Genomic DNA, 20768 nt, shown 5'->3' with positions numbered 1-20768 from the left:
CGTCAGCCGGGCAGGGCGTAGACCCAGAGGCGGAAGATGATGAAATTTTGCACCGGCAGCAGCATCGCGGCGGCGGCTGCCGCGAGCCAGGGCGCGAGACCGAGCGCCGGGCCGAGCGCGCCGGTGATCAGGGCGGAGACCGCAAAGCCGGCCGCGATCGTGCAGGCGAAGCGCGCAGCCTGGCCGGGCCGCGCCAACGGGCGCCGGAAGGTCCAGCGCGTCTGCAGCACGTATTGCACCGCCACCGCCAGGACAAAAGCCGCGGCATTGGCTCCGGCCTGCGGCGCCCCCGCCGCCAGGAGCCCGGCGTAGGCCAGGACATAAAGCACCGCGACGCTGCCGCCGGCGATGCAGAAGCGGATAAGCTGGCTCCGGTCCCGCTGGCCGCCTGCCTCTGCCGTGCTCATGACGCCTTCCTCTGCGGCGGCGCCTCCTGCGCGGTTTCGGACGCGGATGCAGGCACGGGCGGGGCCGCCTGCCCGGCGGTATCCTCGGACAGGAAATACATCGGCCGCTGCTTGCTCTCCATGTAGAGCCTGCCGACGTATTCGCCGAGAATGCCCAGCGTCAGCAGCTGGATGCCCGAGAAGAAGGAGATCGCCAGCAGCATCGAGGCCCAGCCCGGCGCGGTCTGGTAAAGCGCCAGCGACAGGAACACGTAGACCGCCATCAGGAAGGTCACGTAGAGGCTGAGGAAGGCGAGCCGCGTCGCCATCTTCAGCGGCTTGGTGGAAAACCCGGTAAGCGCATCGGTGGCAAAGCGCAGCATCGCCTTGAACGGGTACTTGGTGACGCCCGCAACCCGCGGATCGCGCACGTATTCCAAGCCGATCTGGCGGAAGCCGGCCCAGGCAAACATGCCGCGGATGAATCGCGCGCGTTCGGGCATCGCCAGCACCGCATCCAGCGCGCGGCGGCTAACCAGGCGGAAATCGCCGGTGTCCTTTGGAATATCCACGTCCGACAGGGTGTTGAGAAAGCGGTAAAACAGGAAGGCGGTGGCCTTCTTGAACAGCGTCTCCCCCTGGCGCTCGGCGCGGCGGCCATAGACCACGTCATAGCCCCGGTCCATCATCATCATCATGTCGGGCAGGATCTCCGGCGGGTCCTGCAGGTCGGCGTCCAGCATGAAGACGCGCGCGCCCTGCGCCGCCGCCAGACCCGCGGTCAGCGCCACCTGGTGGCCGCGGTTGGCCGACAGCCTCAGACCGCGCACCACCGGATGCGCTGCGTGGGCGGCCTCGATCGCCGCCCAGGTCCGGTCGCTGGAGCCGTCATCGACCAGGATGATCTCGGCCTCATGCGCCCAGGGATTGATCGCCTGCACAAGCCGCTCCACCAGCAAGGGGAGGGACTCTTCTTCATTGTAGCAGGGCACGACAACGGAAAGATGCACTTTCACGCCCCCACGTCTGTTAGTTAACCGCCCGTTAACCCGGACCATGGCCGATCGCGGCCGTCCGGGGCAACGCCAGCCCGCTGGAGGGCGAGTTTGCGGGCCATTGGTTAAGGGGCTGTGTGCTTTGCGCCACGCAGTATGTCAAAAGCGAGGCAAATCGCCGGCGGCGGCCGGGCGGATGCCCCGCCGCCGCCGCGATTGGCGCCCGCCGCGGCTCTGTTACTTCGGCAGCTTCGGAGCGGTCTTCTCCAGCGCCAGCTCCGAGTCGGAGAACTTCCACGGCCCCCGCACCCCCGGCACGCCTTCGGGCGCGATCTGCATCCCGCGATGGCGGATCTGCGGATCGGCAAAGGCCTGTGCGACCGTGTTGATCGGCCCGGCGGGCACGGTGGCCGCTTCCAGCGCCGCCAGCAGCTCCGCCTGCCGCCATCCCGCCAGCACGCCCTCCAGGATCGCGGTCAGCGCCGCGCGGTTGGCGACCCTCAGCTGGTTGGTGAGGAAGCGCCCGTCCGCCTTCACCCCCGCCAGCCCCAGCACATCGCAAAGCCGCTGGAACTGGCCGTCGTTGCCAACCGCGAGGATCACATGGCCATCCCTGACGGCCATCACCTGATAAGGCGCGATATTGGGATGCGCGTTGCCCAGCCGCTCCGGGCTTTCCCCCGTCGCAAGATAGTTCATCGCCTGATTGGCCAGAAGTGCAGTGGCGCAATCCAGCAGCGACATGTCCAGATGCTGGCCGCGCCCGGTGCGGTGGCGCTGCTCCACTGCGGCGAGGATGCCGATGGTGCCGTAAAGTCCGGTCACGATATCGGTAATCGCCACCCCCACCTTCTGCGGCTGGCCGTCCGGATCGCCGGTGACCGACATCAGCCCCGACATGCCCTGCAGCAGGAAATCATAGCCCGCACGGCTGGCATACGGCCCGTCCTGCCCGAAGCCGGTGACCGAGCAGTAGATCAGCCGCGGGTTCACCCTGCCGAGGCTTTCGTAGTCCAGCCCGTATTTCTTCAGCCCCCCCACCTTGAAGTTCTCGATCAGGATGTCGGCCCCTTGCACCAGCTCCAGCACCTTGCGGCGGCCCTCTTCGGTGCGGAAATCCGCGGTCACACAGGTCTTGCCGCGGTTGGCGGCGTAGTAATAGGCGGCCGAACGGTCGCCCTCACGCTCGATAAAGGGCGGCCCCCAGCGGCGGGTATCGTCGCCATCCGGGCTTTCCACCTTCACCACCTCGGCCCCGAGATCGGCCAGCGACTGCCCAATCCAGGGTCCGGCGAGGATGCGGGCCAGTTCAACCACCTTGAGGCCGGAAAGCGGGGTCATGGGCACTTCTCCCTGTCGCACCATTTCGCAGATGCATAGCGCAAGGGGACCACGCGGGGCAAGATTTGATCAAATACACGCAGGCGCCCGCCACGCCCGCCCTTAGATTTCTTTTGCTGCGCCGCGGCAAAAAAGCGGGTAGCCAAGACGCGCCGTGGCGACTATACCGCGTATCAGACAAATGTTAGCGGTAACTTCCCCGGTTGGGGAAGACAATTCGGAGGGAATTGCATTGCAACAAGCCAGCCTGCACAATGAGTGCGCCGTGCCCCCCACAGGAACAGCGATGTAAGACCAATGGTTTCTCGCGTCATCCCCGTCCAGCCCTTCGACCTTGTCCTGTTTGGCGCCACCGGCGATCTGGCCCGGCGCAAGATCCTTCCTGCCCTGTTCCACCGCTTCCAGATCGGCCAGTTCGACAGCAACTGCCGCATCATCGGCAGCTCCCGCTCCGAGCTCGACGCGCAGGAGTTCCGCGACCTCGCAATTGGCGCGATCCGCGAATTCGGCCAGCTGGGAAAGGTCTCCCCCGCCGAGATGGAAGCCTTTGCCGCGCTTCTGGACTACGTGCCCGTCAATGCCCGCGGCGATGGCGGCTGGGACGAGCTCAGGGGGAAGCTGCGCGACGACGCCGTGCGCGCTTTCTACCTGTCAGTCGCACCCGGTCTGTTCACCGACATCGCGAGCCGCCTGAGCGAAACCGGCATCGCCACCCCCGACAGCCGGATCGTGCTGGAGAAACCCTTCGGCCACGACCTCGCATCTGCGAAGAAGCTGAATGCGGCGCTGCGCGCCCATTTCGAGGAGCGGCAGATCTACCGGATCGACCACTACCTCGGCAAGGAAACCGTGCAGAACCTGATGGCGCTGCGTTTTGCGAACTCGCTGTTCGAGCCGCTCTGGAACTCCTCCCACATCGACCACGTGCAGATCACCGTCGCCGAAAGCATCGGCGTCGAGGGGCGCGGAGAATATTATGACAAGTCCGGCGCCATGCGGGACATGGTGCAGAACCACCTGATGCAGCTTCTTTGCCTCACCGCGATGGAGCCGCCCGCCCATTTCGCCCCCAACGCAGTGCGCGGCGAGAAGGTCAAGGTGATCGAGGCGCTGCGCCCGGTGCCGCCGTCCAGCATCGCCCGCGGCCAGTACCGCGGCCGCAACGGCGGCGAGAAGGGCGACGGCTACCACGATCACGCGGACAACCCGGCAAGCCGCACGGAAAGCTATATCGCGCTTAAGGTCGAGGTAGCGAACTGGCGATGGGCCGGCACCCCCTTCTACCTGCGCACCGGCAAGCGCCTGCGCGAGCGGGTGAGCGAGATCGCGGTCTACTTCCGCGACCCGCCGCACAACATCTTCGAAGGCTCGGGCCAGGTGCATGGCAACGTGCTGGTGATCCGGCTGCAGCCTGACGAGGGCATTACGCTCAAGACCACGATCAAGGACCCGGGACCCGGCGGTATGCGCCTCACGGGCGCCAACCTCGACATGACTTTCGCCGACGAGCTGCCCGAATCGGGCCGCCCGCAAGACGCTTACGAGCGCCTGATCATGGACGTGATCCGCGGCAACCAGACGCTGTTCATGCGTGGCGACGAGGTGGAGGCCGCCTGGGCCTGGGCCGATCCGATCATCGCCGCCTGGGAGGACGCGGGCGACACCCCGCAGCCCTATGATTCGGGCAGCGCGGGACCGGACGATTCGCTCCTGCTGATCCACCGCGACGGGCGGCGATGGCGCGGTATCGGCACCTGAAACCGCCCCCGAGACAGCCATGACAGTACCCAGAAGCATCCAAGTTTGCGACAAAGGCACCCCATGACACTGCACTCCACCCTCGCCGCCGTCACCGACCGCATCATCGCCCGCAGCGAGACCACCCGCGCCGCCTATCTGGAGCGGATGCGCGCCGCCCGCGGCAAGGGGCCCGCACGGGCGCATCTGTCCTGCTCCGGCCAGGCCCACGCCTATGCCGCCACCGGCCCCGACCAGCAGGAACTGGCGCAGGGCAGCGCCGGGCACCTCGGCATCGTCACCGCCTACAACGACATGCTCTCGGCTCATCAGCCGTTCGAGACTTACCCGGCCCTGATCCGCGACGCCGTGCGCGCCGCCGGCGGCACCGCGCAAGTGGCGGGCGGGGTCCCTGCGATGTGCGACGGCGTCACCCAGGGTGAAGCAGGCATGGAACTGAGCCTGTTCTCCCGCGATACCATCGCCCTGGCGACCGGCGTCGCGATGAGCCACAACGTCTTTGACGCCGCCGTCTACCTCGGCGTCTGCGACAAGATCGTGCCCGGCCTGGTTATTGGCGCGCAGGCATTCGGCCATATCCCGGCGGTGTTCCTGCCCGCGGGCCCGATGACCAGCGGTCTGTCAAACGATGAGAAGGCCCACATCCGCCAGAAATTCGCGGCGGGCGAGATCGGCCGCGACGAGCTGCTCAAGGCCGAGATGGCCGCCTACCACGGACCCGGCACCTGCACCTTCTACGGCACCGCCAACACCAACCAGATGCTGATGGAGTTCATGGGGCTGCACCTGCCCGGCTCCTCCTTCGTCAATCCCGGCACGCCCCTGCGCGAAGCGCTGACGGTCGAGGGCGCCAAGCGCGCGCTTACGCTCAGCGCGCTCGGCAACCACTACACCCCGGTCTGCGACGTGCTGGACGAGAAGGCCTACGCCAACGGCATCGTCGGGCTGATGGCCACCGGCGGCTCCACCAACCTGCTGATCCACCTGATCGCCATGGCGCGGGCGGGCGGCATCCTGCTTGACTGGCAGGACTTCGCGGAGCTCTCCGACGCGGTGCCGCTGCTGGCGCGGGTCTATCCCAACGGGCTTGCCGACGTGAACCATTTCCACGCCGCCGGCGGGCTGGGCTACATGATCGGCGAGCTGCTCAAGGCAGGCCTTCTGCATCCCGACACCACCACCGTTGCGGGCGAAGGGCTGGAGAACTACGTGATGGAGCCCTTCCTCACCGACGAAGGGCTCACCTTCCGCCCTGGCACGGACAAGTCGCTGAACGAGGCGATCCTGCGCCCGGCCGCGGAGCCATTCCAGAAATCCGGCGGGCTCAAACGGCTGACCGGCAACCTTGGCACCGCGGTGATCAAAGTCTCCGCCGTCGCCGAGGAACACCACGTGGTCGAAGCCCCGGCCCGCGTGTTCCACGACCAGCAGGAAGCCAAGGACGCCTTCAAGGCGGGCGAGCTCACCGGCGACGTTATCGTGGTGGTGCGCTTCCAGGGCCCCAAGGCCAACGGCATGCCCGAGCTGCACAGCCTCACGCCGTTCCTCGGCATCCTGCAGGGCCGCGGCCAGAAGGTGGCGCTGGTCACCGACGGGCGCATGTCCGGGGCTTCCGGCAAGGTGCCCGCGGCGATCCACGTGGTGCCCGAGGCGCTCGACGGCGGCCCGATTGCCCGCATCCGCGACGGCGACATCGTAAGGCTCGACGCCAAGTCCGGCACGCTGGAAGTGCTGAGCGAGGGCGCGCTGGAGCGCGAGCCTGTCCAGGCCGATCTTTCCGCCTATCAGCACGGCACCGGCCGCGAGCTGTTTTCCCTGTTCCGCCGGTCGGTGGCCTCCGCCGACCAAGGCGCCAGCGTATTTGGAGTATGACCCATGCCGATAACCCCCAAGGATGCCAGTCAGCGCGCCCGTGAAATCTGCCGGTTGGCGCCGGTGATGCCGGTGCTGGTTGTCGAAGACGCCGCCCATGCCAAACCGCTGGCCAAGGCGCTGGTCGCGGGGGGGCTGCCCGCCCTGGAAGTCACCCTGCGCACTCCTGCGGCGCTCGATGCGATCCGCGCGATGGCCGAGGTCGAAGGCGGCGTGGTCGGCGCCGGCACCCTGGTCACTCCCAAGGACGCCGAGGAAGCCAAGGCCGCGGGCGCGCAGTTTGGGGTTTCTCCCGGCGCGACGGACGAGCTGCTGATCGCCTGCGAGGCAATCGGCCTGCCGCTGCTGCCCGGCGCCGCCACTGCGTCGGAGGCAATGCGGCTGCTGGCGCGCGGCTATGACATGCAGAAGTTCTTCCCGGCCGAGGCCGCGGGCGGCGCGCCGGCGCTGAAATCACTGGGCGGCCCGCTGCCGCAGATCACTTTCTGCCCCACCGGCGGCGTCAGCCCGGCGAATGCAGGCGACTACCTGAGCCTTGCCAACGTGGTCTGCGCCGGCGGCAGCTGGGTCGCCCCCGCCGATCTGGTGAAGGCCGGCGACTGGGCCGGGATCGAGAAACTCGCCCGCGAGGCCAGCCAGCTCTCCCGCGGCTGACCTCCGGCGGCGCGTACTTCACCTGCGCGGAGCAAGGCCGCAGGCCGCCGCGCATCGCCGGCGCGCCCCTACGCGGCGGCGATTTGGCTGAGGCAAAGCGGTCCCTCGGTAGGGTCTACGGACTTGGCCTACATAAACTGCCGGCCACGCCCCATCGGATCGCCCCCGCGCGCGCCGGCAATGCGCGGCTTGCGGATACCTCCGGCTCACGAAACGGTGGGAAAGCATTGCGTTTCCCTCCCGCGGCCCCCATCTGCGGCGGATACGTAAAGTACCGAAGCAGCACGCAGGGAGCCGCATCATGGACGCAGCCGCCACCAACGAACCCCTCCGCACCGATATCGTCTCGGACGTGGTCTGCCCCTGGTGCGCGGTGGGCTACAACCAGCTGGCCGAGGCCGCGCGGCGGACCGGGGTGGCGCTGGACATCCACTGGCAGCCCTTCGAGCTGAACCCGGACATGGTGTCCGAGGGCGAGGACCTGCGCGAGCATCTCACCGCCAAATACGGCAGCACGGAGGAGCAGTCGGCGCAGATCCGGGCGCAGCTCACCCAATTGGGCGAAGAGCTCGGCTTCGCCTTCCGCTTCCACGACGCCATGCGCATCTACAACACCTTCCACGCCCACCAGCTGATCGGCTGGGCCGAGGCGCAGGGCAAGGGGCACGAGGCGAAGCTGGCGCTGCTGGAAGCCTATTTCACCCACGGCAGGGATGTCTCGGACCTCGATGTGCTGGAGGAAACCGCCGCTGCCATCGGACTTGATGCCGCCGCCGCGCGGGAAGCGCTGGAACGCGGCGACGAGGCCGAAACCGTGCGCCAGCGCGAGGCCTTCTGGGTGCGCCAGGGCATCACCGGCGTGCCGGCCATCGTCTTTGAAGGCCGCCACCTCGTGACCGGCGCGCAAGGGGTGGAGACCTATGCGGCGATCCTGAAGCTGCTCACCGCACAGAGCCCGGCCGAGGCTTGATCCCGCTCACTCCGGCGCAGTTTCCCGCGGCGGCGCCTTCACCTCGCGCCGCCGCATCCGCTCGCGCTTGACGATGGCGACGGTGCGGCGGGTGATGAAGACCGCGTCGATCCAGGCGACCAGCCGGCTCTCCCGCGCGCTCAGTTCCGGCCCGTGCCGCTGCGCCGCCACCAGTGCCGCCTGCAAGCGGCTGATATAGCTCCAGAACGACTCCGGGTGGTCGGCGTATTGCGAGCCGTCTTCCTGCGCAAGGAAACTGGTGTGGGCATCCTCCACGATATAGACGCCGCCGGGCGGCAGCAGCGGGAACAGCGTCTCAAATCCGGTGATCTGGTGCGACCAGAAGTGCGATGCATCGTCCAGGATCACCGAGGGCTGGTACTGGCGGAACAGGCGTTTCAGGAACCGCGGCTTGGAGACGTCGCCGATCTCCACGTGGATGCGGTCCTCCTCGAACTCCTTGGAGACGGCACGGATGTCCACGCCCACGATCCGCGCCTGCGGAAAGAACGCCTTCCACGTGCGCAGAGACGGCGCCCGGCGACTGGGCAGGCCGACGCCCAGCTCCATGAAGGTGAAGGCGCAGGTCCGGTAGGGCGTGAGCAGGTGCTCGTAGAACCGCATGTAGTCATGCCGCTTCGAGCTCTTGTCGGTCTCCGCCGCAATCGCCAGCGCGTCCAGCTCGCCGCGCGGCAGGAGCGGCGCCACTTCCGCCGGATGCTCTGCCTCCGTGTTTGCCTCTGCCGTTTCTTTTTCGCTCGTGGTCATGCGCCCCGCCCCCTGCTCTTGCCGCCAGAATGGCGGAGCGGGGGCGGGGCGTAAACCGCTATCGGGCTGGGCTCAGGCGGGCAGCCTCTGGCCGATGGCGCTTTCCAGCTTGTCCACCACTTCTCCGATCTGCTCCCCGGTGATGATGAAGGGCGGCGCCAGCAGGATGTGGTCGCCGTTCCGCCCGTCCCGGGTGCCCGGCATCGGGTAGCAGATCAGCCCGGCCTCAAACGCCGCTTTCTTGATCTTGCCCGCCAGTCCCAGCTTCGGATCGAATGGCTGTTTGGTGGCGCGGTCCGCCACCAGCTCCAGCCCGCGGAACAGCCCGCGGCCGCGGATGTCGCCCACGTTCGGGTGCTGGCCGAAGCGCTCCTCCAGCGCCGCCTGCAGCTTCTCGCCCATCTTGGCGCTGCGCTGGACCAGCCCGCGGCCGGTGAGCGCCTTCACCACGGCAAGCCCCGCGGCGGTGGCGACCGGGTGGCCGATGTAGGTGTGGCCGTGCTGGAAGAAGCCCGAGCCCTGCTCGATCGCCTCGTAGATCGCTTTCGTGCAGAGCATCGCGCCGATCGGCTGGTAACCCGCGCCCAGCCCCTTGGCGATGCAGAGGATATCGGGCGCCACGCCATCGGCCTCGCAGGCAAACAGATGCCCGGTGCGGCCCATGCCGCACATCACCTCATCGAGGATCAAGAGCACGCCGTACTGGTCGCAGATCTCGCGGATGCGCTTGAAATAGCCCTCGACCGCCGGCACCGCGCCCGCGGTTGCGCCCACCACGGGTTCCGCCATGAAGGCCATCACCGTGTCCTCACCCAGCCGCAGGATCTCCGCCTCCAGCTCGTTGGCGACGCGCTGGCCGTATTCAAAACTGCTCTCACCCTCGGCGCGGTCGACGTATTCGTAGCAGGGCGCGATATGGGAGACGCCGATCAGCAGCGGGTCGAACTGCTGCCGCCGCCAGGCATTGCCGCCCGCCGCCAGCGCGCCCAGCGTGTTGCCGTGGTAGCTCTGCCGCCGCGCGATCAGGTGGCGGCGCTGCGGTGCGCCGCGCTCCATGTGGTACTGGCGCGCCAGCTTGATCGCGGCTTCGGTCGCTTCCGAGCCGCCGGAGACGAAATAGACCCGGTCCAGATCACCGGGTGCGTGTTCGATCAGGAGGTCCGCCAGCGCCTCCGCCGGGTCCGAGGTCATGAAGCCGGTGTGCGCGAAGGCCAGCTTTCCCGCCTGCTTCTGCACCGCGGCGATCACCTCGGCGTCGGAGTGGCCGAGGCAGGAGACCGCCGCGCCGCCCGAGCCGTCGAAGTAACGCTTGCCGTCTGCGTCGATCAGGTAGCAGCCCTCGCCCGCAACCGCGGTGGGCAGGCTGGCCTTGGTGTGGCGGGGAAAGACGTGGCTCATGACTGGCCCTCCTTGAGCGTATGGCCCGCCTCACGCGCGGCCTTCACAAATGCAGCGACGGAGGCGGCGTTGCCGTCCAGCAGCCCGCCTACCGGTGTCTCGATGTTATTCTCAAATCCGATTCGCACATCCCCTCCGGCGGCCACCGCGGCCAGCAGGCAGGCGTGCTCCTGGCGGCCAAAGGCGCAGGCAGTCCAGTTGAGGTGCATGCCGGCAGCAAATTTCAGGACCAAGTCCAAGTCCCCGGGCCGCGCCTCCACCGCCGGGCTGTACTTGCCCAGCACGAAGATCGCCTCGCGCCTGTCCGCAGGCACGGTACCGTCACGGTACCAGGCGCGCAGCTGCGCGATGCATTCAGGGCCATAGAGGATATGCTGCACCCGCGTGCCCGCTTCGGCACAAAGTTGATAGACCTTCGGGGCCAGTTCCTCATCGCGCGCGATCTCCCGCACCGCGATGGAGGCCGCCGCCGGGCGCAGTGCCTTCAGGCATGCAAGCTGGGCATCCACATCGTAGATGCCGGCGCTTTCAGTGGTGATCTGCACCGCCATGCCCGGTGCGCGCTCCTGCACCGCCGCCATCGCCTCGCGGTAGCGCGCCGGGTCGAGCGAATGCCGCCCCCCGCCATCGCGCACATGCAGATGCAGCGCCCGCGCTCCTGCCGCGTAGCAGGCCGCTGCAACCTCCGCCGTCTCCGCCGCCGTCACCGGCAGTGCTTCATGGTCCTGCCGCCCGCGCCGGGCGCCGTTCGGGGCCACCATCAGTGAATACTCCGCCATGGTTTTGCGCCGCCTCCCCATGCTGGTGACGGGCGACTCGTCCTGCCCGCCGGCGCCACCCTGACGCGCAGCACAAGCGCTCTCAACCCAGCCATTCAGAAACATTTGTTTTATATGACGCCGCGTCACTGCGCCCTCCCGCGTTTGCCGCAAGGGCGCCGGCAAGCTGGACTTAAAATAGAAACCTGCTGGACCTAACCTATTTCGCGAAACTGGCGTTTCTGGTGCAGGATAGACCCGCAGCCTTCAGGCCGGGGGCTTCCGATTCACTTCTAACGCCGAAAGGACCTGTCATGGACGGCACGTTCAACGAAAACGATCTCTCCCGCGTCGTCGAGGCCGACAAGGCCCACCTGTGGCATCACCTCCTCCAGCACAAGGCGCTGGAAACCGCCGACCCGCGTATCATCATCGAAGGCAAGGGCATGCGGGTCTGGGACCAGAACGGCAAGGAGTTCCTCGACGCGGTTTCCGGCGGGGTCTGGACGGTCAACGTCGGCTACGGCCGCGAGTCGATCTGCAAGGCGGTCTATGACCAGCTGATGAAAGTCTGCTATTTCGCCCAGTCCGCAGGCTCGATCCCCGGCTCGATGTTTGCCGAGAAGCTGATCTCCAAAATGCCGGGCATGAGCCGCGTCTACTACACCAACTCCGGCTCCGAAGCGAACGAGAAGGTGTTCAAGATGGTGCGCCAGATTGCGCACAAGCGTTACGGCGGCAAGAAGACCAAGATCCTCTACCGCGACCGCGACTACCACGGCTCCACCCTCGCCGCGATGTCGGCGGGCGGCCAGGACGAGCGCAACATGCAGTACGGCCCCTTCGCGCCGGACTTCGTCCGCGTGCCGCATTGCATGGAATACCGCAAGCACGAGCTGGGGCTCGAAGATCTTGAAGGTGAAGCCTTCGGCCAGACCGCGGCGGACGCCATCGAGGAGGTGATCCTGCGCGAGGGCCCCGACACCGTCGGCGCGCTCTGCCTGGAGCCGGTCACCGCCGGCGGCGGCGTGATCGAGCCGCCCGCGGGCTACTGGGAGCGGGTCCAGGAGATCTGCACGAAATACGACATTCTTCTGCACATCGACGAGGTCGTCTGCGGCGTCGGGCGCACCGGCACCTGGTTCGGCTACCAGCAGTACGGCGTGAAACCCGACTTCGTGACCATGGCCAAGGGCGTCGCCTCGGGCTACGCGGCGATTGCCTGCATGACCACGACCGAAGAAGTCTTCAACATGTTCAAGGACGACGCCGGCGATCCGCTGAACTACTTCCGCGACATCTCCACATTCGGCGGCTGCACCGCGGGTCCCGCCGCGGCGCTGGAGAACATGCGCATCATCGAAGACGAGAACCTCCTCGACAACTGCACGGCCATGGGCGAGCGGATGAAGGGCAACCTGCAGGCGCTGATGGAGAAGCACCGGGTGATCGGCGACGTGCGCGGCAAGGGGCTGTTCCTCGGCGCCGAGCTGGTCGCCGACCGCAAGACCAAGGAACCGGTGGACGAGAAGCTGGTGCAGCAGGTGGTCGCGGACTGCGGTGCGCAAGGGGTGATCATCGGTGCCTCCAACCGCTCGATCCCGGGCCGCAACAACACGCTTTGCTTCAGCCCGGCGCTGATCGCAACCGCCGACGATATTGACGAAATCACCGGCGCGGTGGACACTGCCCTCACCAAGATCTTCGGCTGAGCCCCGGCGGGCCTGCAAACAGAACCCCGGTTCCGCCCCGTTGGCCCGGCCCGGCCGCCACTCCGGCGGCCCCCAGAATTCCCGGTCCAGCACCTCCCCGGTGCTGGACCTTTTTCGCCAACTGGGGAGTGTTTTTTTATGTGGATTGAACCTGTCACACTGAACGGGCGGCACGTTACTCTGGTGCAGCTCACTCATGAGCATCTGAACGACCTATGCGAAGCCACCGCCGACGGCGCGCTGCACCGGCTGTGGTACACGCTGATCCCGGCGCCCGACCAGATGGCCGAGGAAATCGACCGCCGGCTCGCGCTTCAAGCCAGCGGCAGCATGGTGCCCTTTGCGGTCCTGGACCGGCAGGGCAAGGCGGTGGGCATGACCACCTACATGAACATCGACGCGCCCAACCGGCGGCTGGAGATCGGCTCCACCTGGTACCGCGCCTCGGTGCAGCGCAGCGCGATCAACAGCGAATGCAAGCTGCTGCTGATGCGCCACGCCTTCGAGGCGCGCGAGGCCATCGCGGTGGAGCTGCGGACCCATGTGATGAACTACAAGAGCCGCCAGGCGATCGAGCGGCTGGGCGCCAAGCTGGACGGCATCCTGCGCTCGCACATGATCATGCCGAACGGCACCTTGCGCGACACTGCAGTCTATTCGATCACCGCCGCGGAATGGCTCACGGTGCGCGCCAACCTGCGCTGGCAGCTGGACACCCCGCGCGACTGAGGCTGAAGAGGGGGCAACGGAGGCAGGCGCCTCCCGGCGCAACGGCGGCCACCGTCACCGCTGAGCCCATGCAGTGAAACCGGAACTTGCTCTGCGGGCGCACGCCGCGCAGGAATTGCTGTGACCGTCCCGGCCGCCCCGCCGAGGAACTGCAACAGTAGCAGTAAATCCTGCCGCGCGCAGCATGTGCGCGAGGCGGAGGCCAGGCGGGGTTGGCCGGACAAGCACCCTTCCGCGCGCATGGGCTGGCTGATCTCGATACCGGCCTGACCGGACCACACAAGGTCTTGGAATTTCGAGTAAGACCGCCGCCTTTTGATTTCCCAAAGACATGGCTTTATGTGGAGCTTGGAACGGAATGCCTGCCACGCCGGGCAGCGGCGGCGGATGCGCGGCCTTGCATGCATTCCTCGGCGTCACTGGTCCTAGCCAGACGCGGGAAAGCTGGGCTACGATCTTAAAAAAAACCAACAGGGACAGAACTGCATGAATAATCGTTTGCGCAAAATCACCATCGTGGGCGGAGGCACGGCCGGCTGGATGACCGCGCTGATCCTGGACACGCTGTTCTCGCGCACCTCGTCGCCCAAGGACCGTCCGCATCTCTGCCTGATCGAGAGCCCCAATATCTCCACCGTGGGGGTCGGCGAGGCCACAGTGCCGCGGATGCCGGGAACGCTCCGTCAGGCGGGCATTTCAGAGCGGGCTTTTTTCCGCGAGACCAACGCGTCGTTCAAGCTGGGCGTGAAGTTCTGCAATTGGAACACCGATGCCAAGGGCAATCGCATCGATTACGTGAACCCCTTTGCCCACGGCCAGGTGCTGGATGGATTGGAGGCCGCCGAATATTTCCTGCGCTTCGGCAACGGGGACCGGGATTTCACCCAGTCCATCTCGCCGCACGATGATCTCGGCCGCCTGTGCAAAGGCGCGCGGCCCCTGGGCCAGCCCGAATTCGAGCAGCGGTTCGGCTATGCGTACCATCTGGACGCCGTGAAATTTGCGGGCATGCTCACCAGGGTCTGCACCAAGCGCGGCGTGGAGCATATCCAGGACGAGGTGAAATCGGTCGAGCTGGACGAACAGGGCAACGTCAGCCACCTGATGCTGGAGCACAAAGGGCGCCATGACATCGAGATGGTCATAGACTGCACCGGATTCCGCGGGCTGATCATCAACAAGGCGCTCGGCGAGCCGTTCATGGACTACTCGGACTATCTGCCCAACGACCGTGCCATGGCGCTGCAGATCGAGCATCCGGACCCGGAGAAGATCGAAAGCCTCACACGGGCTACCGCACTTGGCGCAGGCTGGACATGGCGGGTGCCGCTCTACAACCGGGTGGGCACGGGGTACGTGTTCTCCTCCGCGCACCGGACGGATGACCAGGCTGCGGATGAATACCTTGAATGGCTGGGTGACAGCGGTAAGGGTGCGACGCCGCGCGTGATCCCCATGCGGATCGGGCGTGTGCGCAATGCCTGGGTCAAGAACTGCGTGGCGATCGGCCTGGCCGGCGGGTTTATCGAGCCGTTGGAGAGTACTGCGATCCATATGATCGATCACGCGGTGCGCTGGTTCGCGGAGCACTTGCCCACGCGGGACATCGCGCCGTCACTGCGGAACAGGTACAACCGGCAGATGAACAAGCTCTATGACGAGGTTCTGGAGTTCATCTGCCTGCACTACCGCTTGGGCAACCGCACCGACGACCAGTACTGGATCGACGCACGTACGGAAATGAAGATACCGGACCGCCTGGCCGAGAACCTGGAGCTGTGGCAGCACCGTCTGCCAATGGACCACGATATCGAGTTCGCCACGCTCTTCGACTTTCGTGTCTATCAGACGGTGCTTTTGGGCAAACAGGTCTATGACACCGGTTATGGCACGGGCATCCGGGATCGTCTGCGCCCGCTGAAGAAGCCGATTTGGTTCCAGTGGTGGAAGGGCGCGAAAGTGGACCTGGCGCAGATCCTGAAAACGATGCCGGATCACAAGACACTGCTGCGCGACATCCGGGGGGAGCTGGAGAAACCGGCCTTCGGCATGGCGGCCGCGATGAAACCCACAGTGCCGATGCCGGGCACGCCACTGGCACCCGTGACGATTCAGAACATGCCGAGCCACGCCGAAATCCAAAGCGGCGCGAAGGATCTGCAACTGTTCTAGAAAGTCTTTCCGCTCCGCGCGGCTGCAGCCCGGCGAAGACCCCGCCTCAGCTGCGGAGCCTTCTGCAGCCGCGATCGCTGCCGCGCCAAATGGCGGCAAGATCCTTCTGGCGGGCCGGCACAGTTCGCGAAGACCTCAGCGCCCAACCACCGCCTCCTCGCGCAGAGGGGGCGGTGCGTACCCGGGCGCAATGCCCGCGCCCCTCAGACCAGCTGGAACAGCAGCCCTGCCAGAACCGCGCCGCTTACGCCAAGGCCCAGGTAGGCGGCAAAGACCTGCGGCTTCACCAGCGACCAGACCGCCGCCATCGCGGGCACCGAGCTCACCGCACCGGCCACCATGAAGGCCATCGCCGCGCCCGCGGTCATGCCCTGCTCCATCAGACCGGCCAGCAGCGGCGGCGCCACGTAGGAGTTCAGATAGGCAGGCATACCCACCAGGGCGGCAAACACCACCGGCTGCACACCCTCGCCGCCGACCAGCCCGGCGATCACAGCGGCCGGCACGTAATGCACCAGCAGCGCTTCCAGGACGTAGGCGAGCGCCAGCCATTTGAGCAGGAACAGCCCGTTGGAGACCACCTCGGCCCGGAACTTCTTTCGCCGCGCCTCCTCCTGCCAGAACCGCCAGACCGGCGCCGCGTCCCGCTTGGGCGCGCCGCAGCCGCAGGGGCCGGTGGCAGGCCGCACCCGCAGCGGTTCGGCAAACACCCCGCCGCCCCGCAGCGCCTTGACGGCGAAGCCGCCGAACAGCCCCAGCGCCACCGCCGCCACCGCCTTGCCGATGGCAAAAGGCCAGCCCAGCGCGCCCGCGGTAATCAGGAGCGTCGGCGGGTCGATCAGCGGTGACGAGAGCCAGAAGGCCATCACCGCCGACAGGGGCGCACCGAGCGCCAGCAGCCCAGCGACGAAGGGGATCACCTCACAGGAGCAGAACGGCGCCAGCCCGCCGAACAGCGCAGCGAGCAGGATCATCCGCGTCTCCCGCCCCACGAAGGCCCGCGCCACCATCGCCTCGGCCCCCGATGCCTTCAGATAGGCGAGCAGCAGCACGGCAAACAGGATGTAGCGAGCGGTACTGGCAAGCGCGGTGAGCGCAAAACCCAGCACCGAGCCGAATTGCCCGGGATCGAGCAGCGCCGCCGCCGCCAGCAGGGCCGCGCTCAGCGTCCAGGGTGTCTTCAGCCAGCTGGCCAGCGCTGTTACCCGGCGGGGGCTCTGTGACAGCTCAGCCATTGTTTACCGCCTTCCCCTGGTTTGCGTCGGCGCAGCATTCGCTGAGGATGAACCCTGCCAGCGCCTCCAGCCGGGTGAAATCGGCGCGGTTGAGGGTGCTGCGGCCCTGCCGCTCCTGCACCACTACCCCGGCGCCTGCGAGGAACTTTAAGTGATGCGCGAGGGTGGATGGTGCGATCCCGGTCCGCTCCTGTATCTCTCCCACACTAATACCCGTTTCACCGGCCCGTATCAGGCAGCGCAGCACCTGCAGCCGCGCCTCCGATCCCATTGCGGCAAAACCCTGTGCGGCCTCTTCCCATAACATGATGCTGCCTCCTTATGATTCTACAAAACTAGTTTTATGGTTATATTGAGACCGAGGCAAGCCGCAGATTTCTCCCTCCGCCTGCTAAGTCCAGATTGCGCGGCACTTAAGGCCAGCCTAAGCTCCTGCACATGGGCATCTCCGTCGACACCTTCTTCCTCAACCCGGACGCGCAGGGCACGCTGCAGGCGCAGATCCAGGAGATGATTGCCGAGGGCATACTCTCGGGCCGTTTCCGGGTCGGGGAGAAGCTGCCGTCGTCGCGCAAGCTCGCTTCGCATCTGGGCCTCAGCCGGATCACCGTGACGCTGGCCTATACCGAGCTGCTGGCGAATGACTACCTCACCGCGCGCGGGCGCTCGGGCTATTTCGTATCGGAAAACGCCCCGGTGCCGCCCTCGTACACGCCGCAGCCCAAGAGCGGCGAAACGGTGGACTGGGGCCGGGCCTTTGCCCGCAAGTTCACCGGCGGCGACACCCCGCGCAAGCCGCAGGACTGGCGCAGCTACCGCTACCCTTTCATCTACGGACAGGCGGATCCGTCGCTATTCGACCACGCCAACTGGCGGCTCTGCGCGCTGCGGGCGCTGGGGCAGAAGGATTTTGCGGCGCTGACGAATGACTACTTCGACCAGGATGACCCGCTGCTGATCGAATACATCGCCCGCCACACACTGCCCCGGCGCGGCATCACCGCCCGGCCCGAGGAGATCCTGATCACGCTCGGCGCGCAGAACGCGCTCTGGCTGGTCGGTCAGCTCCTCCTCAGCAGCGGCCGCAAGGCGGCGATGGAGGACCCCGCCTATTACACCCTGCGCGACCAGCTCACCCACACCCGCTGCACGGTGGATTGCATCCCCGTTGACGAAAGCGGCCTGCCGCCGGAGCGCATCGCAGACGACACCGACGTGATCTTCTGCACCCCCAGCCATCACAGCCCGACCACCTTCACCATGCCGATGGCACGCCGCAAGCAGCTGTTGCAGCGCGCCCGCGAGATCGACGCGGTCATCGTGGAGGACGACTACGAGTTCGAGATGTCCTTCCTCGCCGCCCCCTCGCCGGCGCTGAAGTCGCTCGATGCGGACGGGCGGGTGGTCTATGCGGGCAGCTTTTCCAAATCGCTGTTTCCGGGGCTGCGGCTGGGCTATTTGGTGGGGTCCGAACCGTTCATCCGCCAGGCCCGCGCCCTGCGTGCGAGCGTGCTGCGCCACCCGCCCGGGCATATCCAGCGCACGGTGGCCTATTTCCTGTCGCTTGGCCATTACGACGCCCAGATCCGGCGCACCGCCAAGGTGCTGCACGACCGCCGCATGGTGATCGAGGACGCAATCCGCAAGCACGGGCTCACGGTGGCGGGCGTCGGCGCCTATGGCGGCTCGGCGCTGTGGATGCAGGCGCCCGAGGGCGTGGACACCGCCGAAGTGGCCGAGCGGCTGAAAGAGCAAAGCGTCATCATCGAGCCTGGCGCGCCCTTCTTTTCAGCCCCCTGCCGGCGCAGCAATTTCTACCGCCTCGGCTACTCTTCGATCCCGGCGCCACGGATCGAACCCGGCCTCGCCCTGCTGGCAAGGGCGCTCGAAGAGGGCTGAGCCTGCCCGCCGCGGCCGGGTGCCTCCCGCGCCCGCACGTGCCTCGGCTGCGCCGGTCCCCGCTGACGGCCTTGGGTCCGGCGCGGCGCCGCGGCCGGCCCCGCGCCGCTTCGCCGGCAGAATCTGCGGCACGGTCAGCCGCCTGCCCGCGCCGCACGGCACGTGCGGCGCCCGGCCCAACCGGCAAGGCGCATCCCGCGGATGCGCAGCGCCGGGCGGGAGCACGCCGCTGGCCTTAAGCCGCCGAAGGAACTGGCCCTAACCCGCCCCTGCGCGGCGCCCTAAACCGGTTCTGACACCGGCCAAACCCCGGACATCCCGCGCCCTTCTGAGGAGACCCCCGCCATGAAAATGACCACCGAGGAAGCGTTCGTAAAAACGCTGCAAATGCATGGCATCGAACATGCGTTCGGCATCATCGGCTCGGCTATGATGCCGATCTCCGACATCTTCCCCGCCGCCGGCATCACCTTCTGGGACTGCGCCCATGAGGGTTCCGGCGGCATGATGGCGGACGGCTACACCCGCGCCACAGGCAAGATGTCGATGATGATCGCCCAGAACGGCCCCGGTATCACCAACTTCGTGACCGCCGTGAAGACCGCCTACTGGAATCACACGCCGCTGCTGCTGGTAACCCCGCAGGCCGCCAACAAGACCATCGGCCAGGGCGGTTTCCAGGAGATGGAGCAGATGCGCATGTTCGCCGATTGCGTCGCCTATCAGGAAGAGGTCCGCGATCCCTCCCGCGTCGCCGAAGTGCTGAACCGGGTGATCCTGAACGCCAAGCGCGCCTCTGCGCCTGCGCAGATCAACATCCCGCGCGACATGTGGACCCAAGTGATCGACATCGAGCTGCCGGCCGTGATCGAGTTCGAGCGCCCCTCCGGCGGCGAGACCGCGGTGGCGGAAGCGGCCCGGCTGCTCTCCGAAGCCAGGAACCCGGTGATTCTCAATGGCGCCGGCGTCGTTCTGTCCAAGGGCGGCATCGAGGCTTCCAAGGATCTGGCCGAGCGTCTCGATGCCCCGGTTTGCGTCGGCTACCAGCACAATGACGCTTTTCCGGGCTCGCACCCTCTGTTTGCGGGCCCCTTAGGCTACAACGGCTCCAAGGCGGCCATGGAGCTGATCAAGGACGCCGACGTGGTGCTCTGCCTCGGCACCCGCCTGAATCCGTTTTCCACCCTGCCCGGCTATGGCATGGAATACTGGCCGGCGCAGGCGAAGATCATCCAGGTCGACATCAACCCGGACCGCATCGGCCTCACCAAGAAAGTCTCCGTCGGCATCATCGGCGATGCCGCCAAGGTGGCCGGGGGCATCCTCGGGCAGCTGAGTGAAGACGCGGGCGACAAAGGCCGCGAGGAGCGCAAGGCGCGCATTGCCGAGACCAAATCCCGCTGGGCGCAGCAACTGAGCTCTATGGATCATGAGGACGACGACCCCGGCACCACCTGGAACGAGCGTGCCCGCGCCGACAAGCCGGACTGGATGAGCCCCCGCATGGCCTGGCGCGCGATCCAGGCGGCGCTGCCGAAGGAGGCGATCATCTCCTCCGACATCGGCAACAACTGCGCTATCGGCAACGCCTACCCCTCGTTCGAGGCAGGCCGAAAGTACCTCGCCCCCGGCCTCTTCGGCCCCTGCGGCTACGGGCTTCCCGCCGTGGTCGGCGCCAAGATCGGCAACCCGGACACGCCAGTTGTCGGCTTCTCGGGTGACGGCGCCTTCGGCATTGCGGTGAACGAGCTGACCGCCATCGGCCGCAGCGAATGGCCCGCGATCACCCAGATCGTCTTCCGCAACTACCAATGGGGCGCGGAGAAGCGCAATTCGACCCTCTGGTTCGATGACAACTTCGTCGGCACCGAGCTCGACACCCAGGTCTCCTACGCAGGGATAGCCCAGGCCTGCGGGCTGAAGGGCGTGGTGGCGCGCACCATGGACGAGCTGACCGAAGCGCTGGCCCAGGCGATCGAAGACCAGAAGAACGGCAAGACCACCCTGATCGAGGCGATGATCAACCAGGAGCTGGGCGAGCCCTTCCGCCGCGACGCGATGAAGAAGCCGGTCCGGGTAGCGGGCATCGACAAGGCCGACATGCGCCCGCAGCAGGTCTGA

At 66.9% G+C, this 20768-nt stretch carries 17 protein-coding genes; 9 read left to right on the top strand and 8 right to left on the bottom strand.

From position 1 onward, the window contains the following. Nucleotides 1-2: 2 nt before the first annotated feature. The 3 genes from ACOHWE_RS08400 to ACOHWE_RS08390 all read right to left on the bottom strand — a co-directional run bounded on the left by ACOHWE_RS08400 (nt 3) and on the right by ACOHWE_RS08390 (nt 2722). Complete coding sequence (locus ACOHWE_RS08400) at nt 3-407, bottom strand: GtrA family protein (RefSeq protein ID WP_420665618.1); 405 nt, start codon at nt 405-407, stop codon at nt 3-5. Beyond that, nucleotides 404-1396 carry a glycosyltransferase family 2 protein gene (locus ACOHWE_RS08395; RefSeq protein ID WP_420665928.1) on the bottom strand — a complete coding sequence of 331 codons (993 nt, stop codon included), beginning with the start codon at nt 1394-1396 and terminating at the stop codon, nt 404-406. Before ACOHWE_RS08395 ends, ACOHWE_RS08400 begins: the two co-directional genes overlap by 4 nt. A gap of 222 nt (nt 1397-1618) precedes the next feature. Further along, nucleotides 1619-2722 carry a CaiB/BaiF CoA transferase family protein gene (locus ACOHWE_RS08390; RefSeq protein ID WP_420665617.1) on the bottom strand — a complete coding sequence of 368 codons (1104 nt, stop codon included), beginning with the start codon at nt 2720-2722 and terminating at the stop codon, nt 1619-1621. Nucleotides 2723-3019: 297 nt separating this feature from the next. Here ACOHWE_RS08390 and zwf point away from each other — a divergent pair, with 297 nt between their 5' ends. From zwf to ACOHWE_RS08370, 4 genes are all read left to right on the top strand, one after another. Beyond that, the gene (zwf, locus tag ACOHWE_RS08385) at nt 3020-4480 is read left to right on the top strand and encodes a glucose-6-phosphate dehydrogenase (protein ID WP_420665616.1); all 1461 of its coding nucleotides are present in this window, start codon (nt 3020-3022) and stop codon (nt 4478-4480) included. 63 nt (nt 4481-4543) lie between these two features. Further along, complete coding sequence (gene edd, locus ACOHWE_RS08380; protein ID WP_420665614.1) at nt 4544-6352, top strand: phosphogluconate dehydratase; 1809 nt, start codon at nt 4544-4546, stop codon at nt 6350-6352. Nucleotides 6353-6355: 3 nt separating this feature from the next. Then, nucleotides 6356-7006 (top strand): bifunctional 4-hydroxy-2-oxoglutarate aldolase/2-dehydro-3-deoxy-phosphogluconate aldolase, encoded by a 651-nt coding sequence (gene eda, locus ACOHWE_RS08375; protein WP_420665612.1) that lies wholly within the window; start codon nt 6356-6358, stop codon nt 7004-7006. A gap of 301 nt (nt 7007-7307) precedes the next feature. Beyond that, nucleotides 7308-7976, top strand: coding sequence for a DsbA family oxidoreductase (locus ACOHWE_RS08370; protein WP_420665611.1), 669 nt, complete (start codon nt 7308-7310; stop codon nt 7974-7976). Between the two features lie 6 nt (nt 7977-7982). Here ACOHWE_RS08370 and ACOHWE_RS08365 read toward each other — a convergent pair whose 3' ends face one another. The 3 genes from ACOHWE_RS08365 to ACOHWE_RS08355 all read right to left on the bottom strand — a co-directional run bounded on the left by ACOHWE_RS08365 (nt 7983) and on the right by ACOHWE_RS08355 (nt 10921). Further along, nucleotides 7983-8744: a hypothetical protein gene (locus ACOHWE_RS08365; protein WP_420665608.1), complete on the bottom strand. Its 762-nt coding sequence runs from the start codon at nt 8742-8744 to the stop codon at nt 7983-7985. A 72-nt stretch (nt 8745-8816) separates the two neighbouring features. After that, nucleotides 8817-10142, bottom strand: coding sequence for an aspartate aminotransferase family protein (locus tag ACOHWE_RS08360; RefSeq protein WP_420665607.1), 1326 nt, complete (start codon nt 10140-10142; stop codon nt 8817-8819). After that, the gene (locus ACOHWE_RS08355; protein WP_420665606.1) at nt 10139-10921 is read right to left on the bottom strand and encodes a 3-keto-5-aminohexanoate cleavage protein; all 783 of its coding nucleotides are present in this window, start codon (nt 10919-10921) and stop codon (nt 10139-10141) included. Before ACOHWE_RS08355 ends, ACOHWE_RS08360 begins: the two co-directional genes overlap by 4 nt. Before the next feature lie 293 nt (nt 10922-11214). On the opposite strand from ACOHWE_RS08355, the gene ACOHWE_RS08350 reads away from it, so the two are divergent. From ACOHWE_RS08350 to ACOHWE_RS08340, 3 genes are all read left to right on the top strand, one after another. After that, on the top strand, nt 11215-12612 hold the full coding sequence (locus tag ACOHWE_RS08350; RefSeq protein WP_420665604.1) for an aminotransferase family protein: 1398 nt from the start codon (nt 11215-11217) through the stop codon (nt 12610-12612). Between the two features lie 138 nt (nt 12613-12750). Next, nucleotides 12751-13341, top strand: coding sequence for a GNAT family N-acetyltransferase (locus ACOHWE_RS08345; RefSeq protein ID WP_420665603.1), 591 nt, complete (start codon nt 12751-12753; stop codon nt 13339-13341). Nucleotides 13342-13827: 486 nt separating this feature from the next. After that, entirely contained in the window at nt 13828-15513 is a 1686-nt protein-coding gene (locus tag ACOHWE_RS08340; protein ID WP_420665602.1) for a tryptophan halogenase family protein, read from the top strand. A 203-nt stretch (nt 15514-15716) separates the two neighbouring features. On the opposite strand, the gene ACOHWE_RS08335 is transcribed toward ACOHWE_RS08340, so the two are convergent. Further along, the gene (locus ACOHWE_RS08335; RefSeq protein ID WP_420665599.1) at nt 15717-16748 is read right to left on the bottom strand and encodes a permease; all 1032 of its coding nucleotides are present in this window, start codon (nt 16746-16748) and stop codon (nt 15717-15719) included. Next, nucleotides 16741-17055, bottom strand: coding sequence for an ArsR/SmtB family transcription factor (locus ACOHWE_RS08330; RefSeq protein WP_420665597.1), 315 nt, complete (start codon nt 17053-17055; stop codon nt 16741-16743). Before ACOHWE_RS08330 ends, ACOHWE_RS08335 begins: the two co-directional genes overlap by 8 nt. Before the next feature lie 131 nt (nt 17056-17186). On the opposite strand from ACOHWE_RS08330, the gene pdxR reads away from it, so the two are divergent. Further along, nucleotides 17187-18647 (top strand): MocR-like pyridoxine biosynthesis transcription factor PdxR, encoded by a 1461-nt coding sequence (gene pdxR / locus ACOHWE_RS08325; RefSeq protein WP_420665595.1) that lies wholly within the window; start codon nt 17187-17189, stop codon nt 18645-18647. A gap of 345 nt (nt 18648-18992) precedes the next feature. Further along, a complete protein-coding gene (gene xsc, locus ACOHWE_RS08320; RefSeq protein WP_420665594.1) occupies nt 18993-20768 on the top strand; it encodes a sulfoacetaldehyde acetyltransferase in 1776 nt (591 codons plus the stop codon).

Origin of the sequence: Cribrihabitans neustonicus (assembly GCF_048820895.1) — a bacterium.
Classification (GTDB): domain Bacteria; phylum Pseudomonadota; class Alphaproteobacteria; order Rhodobacterales; family Rhodobacteraceae; genus Cribrihabitans_A; species Cribrihabitans_A neustonicus.
This window is presented reverse-complemented; position numbering and strand designations above follow the sequence as displayed.

Coding starts and splice junctions, on each gene's coding strand:
- ACOHWE_RS08400 (WP_420665618.1), bottom strand. CDS start 407: ATGAGCACGGCAGAGGCAGGCGGCCAGCGGGACCGGAGCCAGCTTATC.
- ACOHWE_RS08390 (WP_420665617.1), bottom strand. CDS start 2,722: ATGACCCCGCTTTCCGGCCTCAAGGTGGTTGAACTGGCCCGCATCCTC.
- zwf (WP_420665616.1), top strand. CDS start 3,020: ATGGTTTCTCGCGTCATCCCCGTCCAGCCCTTCGACCTTGTCCTGTTT.
- edd (WP_420665614.1), top strand. CDS start 4,544: ATGACACTGCACTCCACCCTCGCCGCCGTCACCGACCGCATCATCGCC.
- eda (WP_420665612.1), top strand. CDS start 6,356: ATGCCGATAACCCCCAAGGATGCCAGTCAGCGCGCCCGTGAAATCTGC.
- ACOHWE_RS08370 (WP_420665611.1), top strand. CDS start 7,308: ATGGACGCAGCCGCCACCAACGAACCCCTCCGCACCGATATCGTCTCG.
- ACOHWE_RS08365 (WP_420665608.1), bottom strand. CDS start 8,744: ATGACCACGAGCGAAAAAGAAACGGCAGAGGCAAACACGGAGGCAGAG.
- ACOHWE_RS08360 (WP_420665607.1), bottom strand. CDS start 10,142: ATGAGCCACGTCTTTCCCCGCCACACCAAGGCCAGCCTGCCCACCGCG.
- ACOHWE_RS08355 (WP_420665606.1), bottom strand. CDS start 10,921: ATGGCGGAGTATTCACTGATGGTGGCCCCGAACGGCGCCCGGCGCGGG.
- ACOHWE_RS08350 (WP_420665604.1), top strand. CDS start 11,215: ATGGACGGCACGTTCAACGAAAACGATCTCTCCCGCGTCGTCGAGGCC.
- ACOHWE_RS08345 (WP_420665603.1), top strand. CDS start 12,751: ATGTGGATTGAACCTGTCACACTGAACGGGCGGCACGTTACTCTGGTG.
- ACOHWE_RS08340 (WP_420665602.1), top strand. CDS start 13,828: ATGAATAATCGTTTGCGCAAAATCACCATCGTGGGCGGAGGCACGGCC.
- ACOHWE_RS08335 (WP_420665599.1), bottom strand. CDS start 16,748: ATGGCTGAGCTGTCACAGAGCCCCCGCCGGGTAACAGCGCTGGCCAGC.
- ACOHWE_RS08330 (WP_420665597.1), bottom strand. CDS start 17,055: ATGTTATGGGAAGAGGCCGCACAGGGTTTTGCCGCAATGGGATCGGAG.
- pdxR (WP_420665595.1), top strand. CDS start 17,187: ATGGGCATCTCCGTCGACACCTTCTTCCTCAACCCGGACGCGCAGGGC.
- xsc (WP_420665594.1), top strand. CDS start 18,993: ATGAAAATGACCACCGAGGAAGCGTTCGTAAAAACGCTGCAAATGCAT.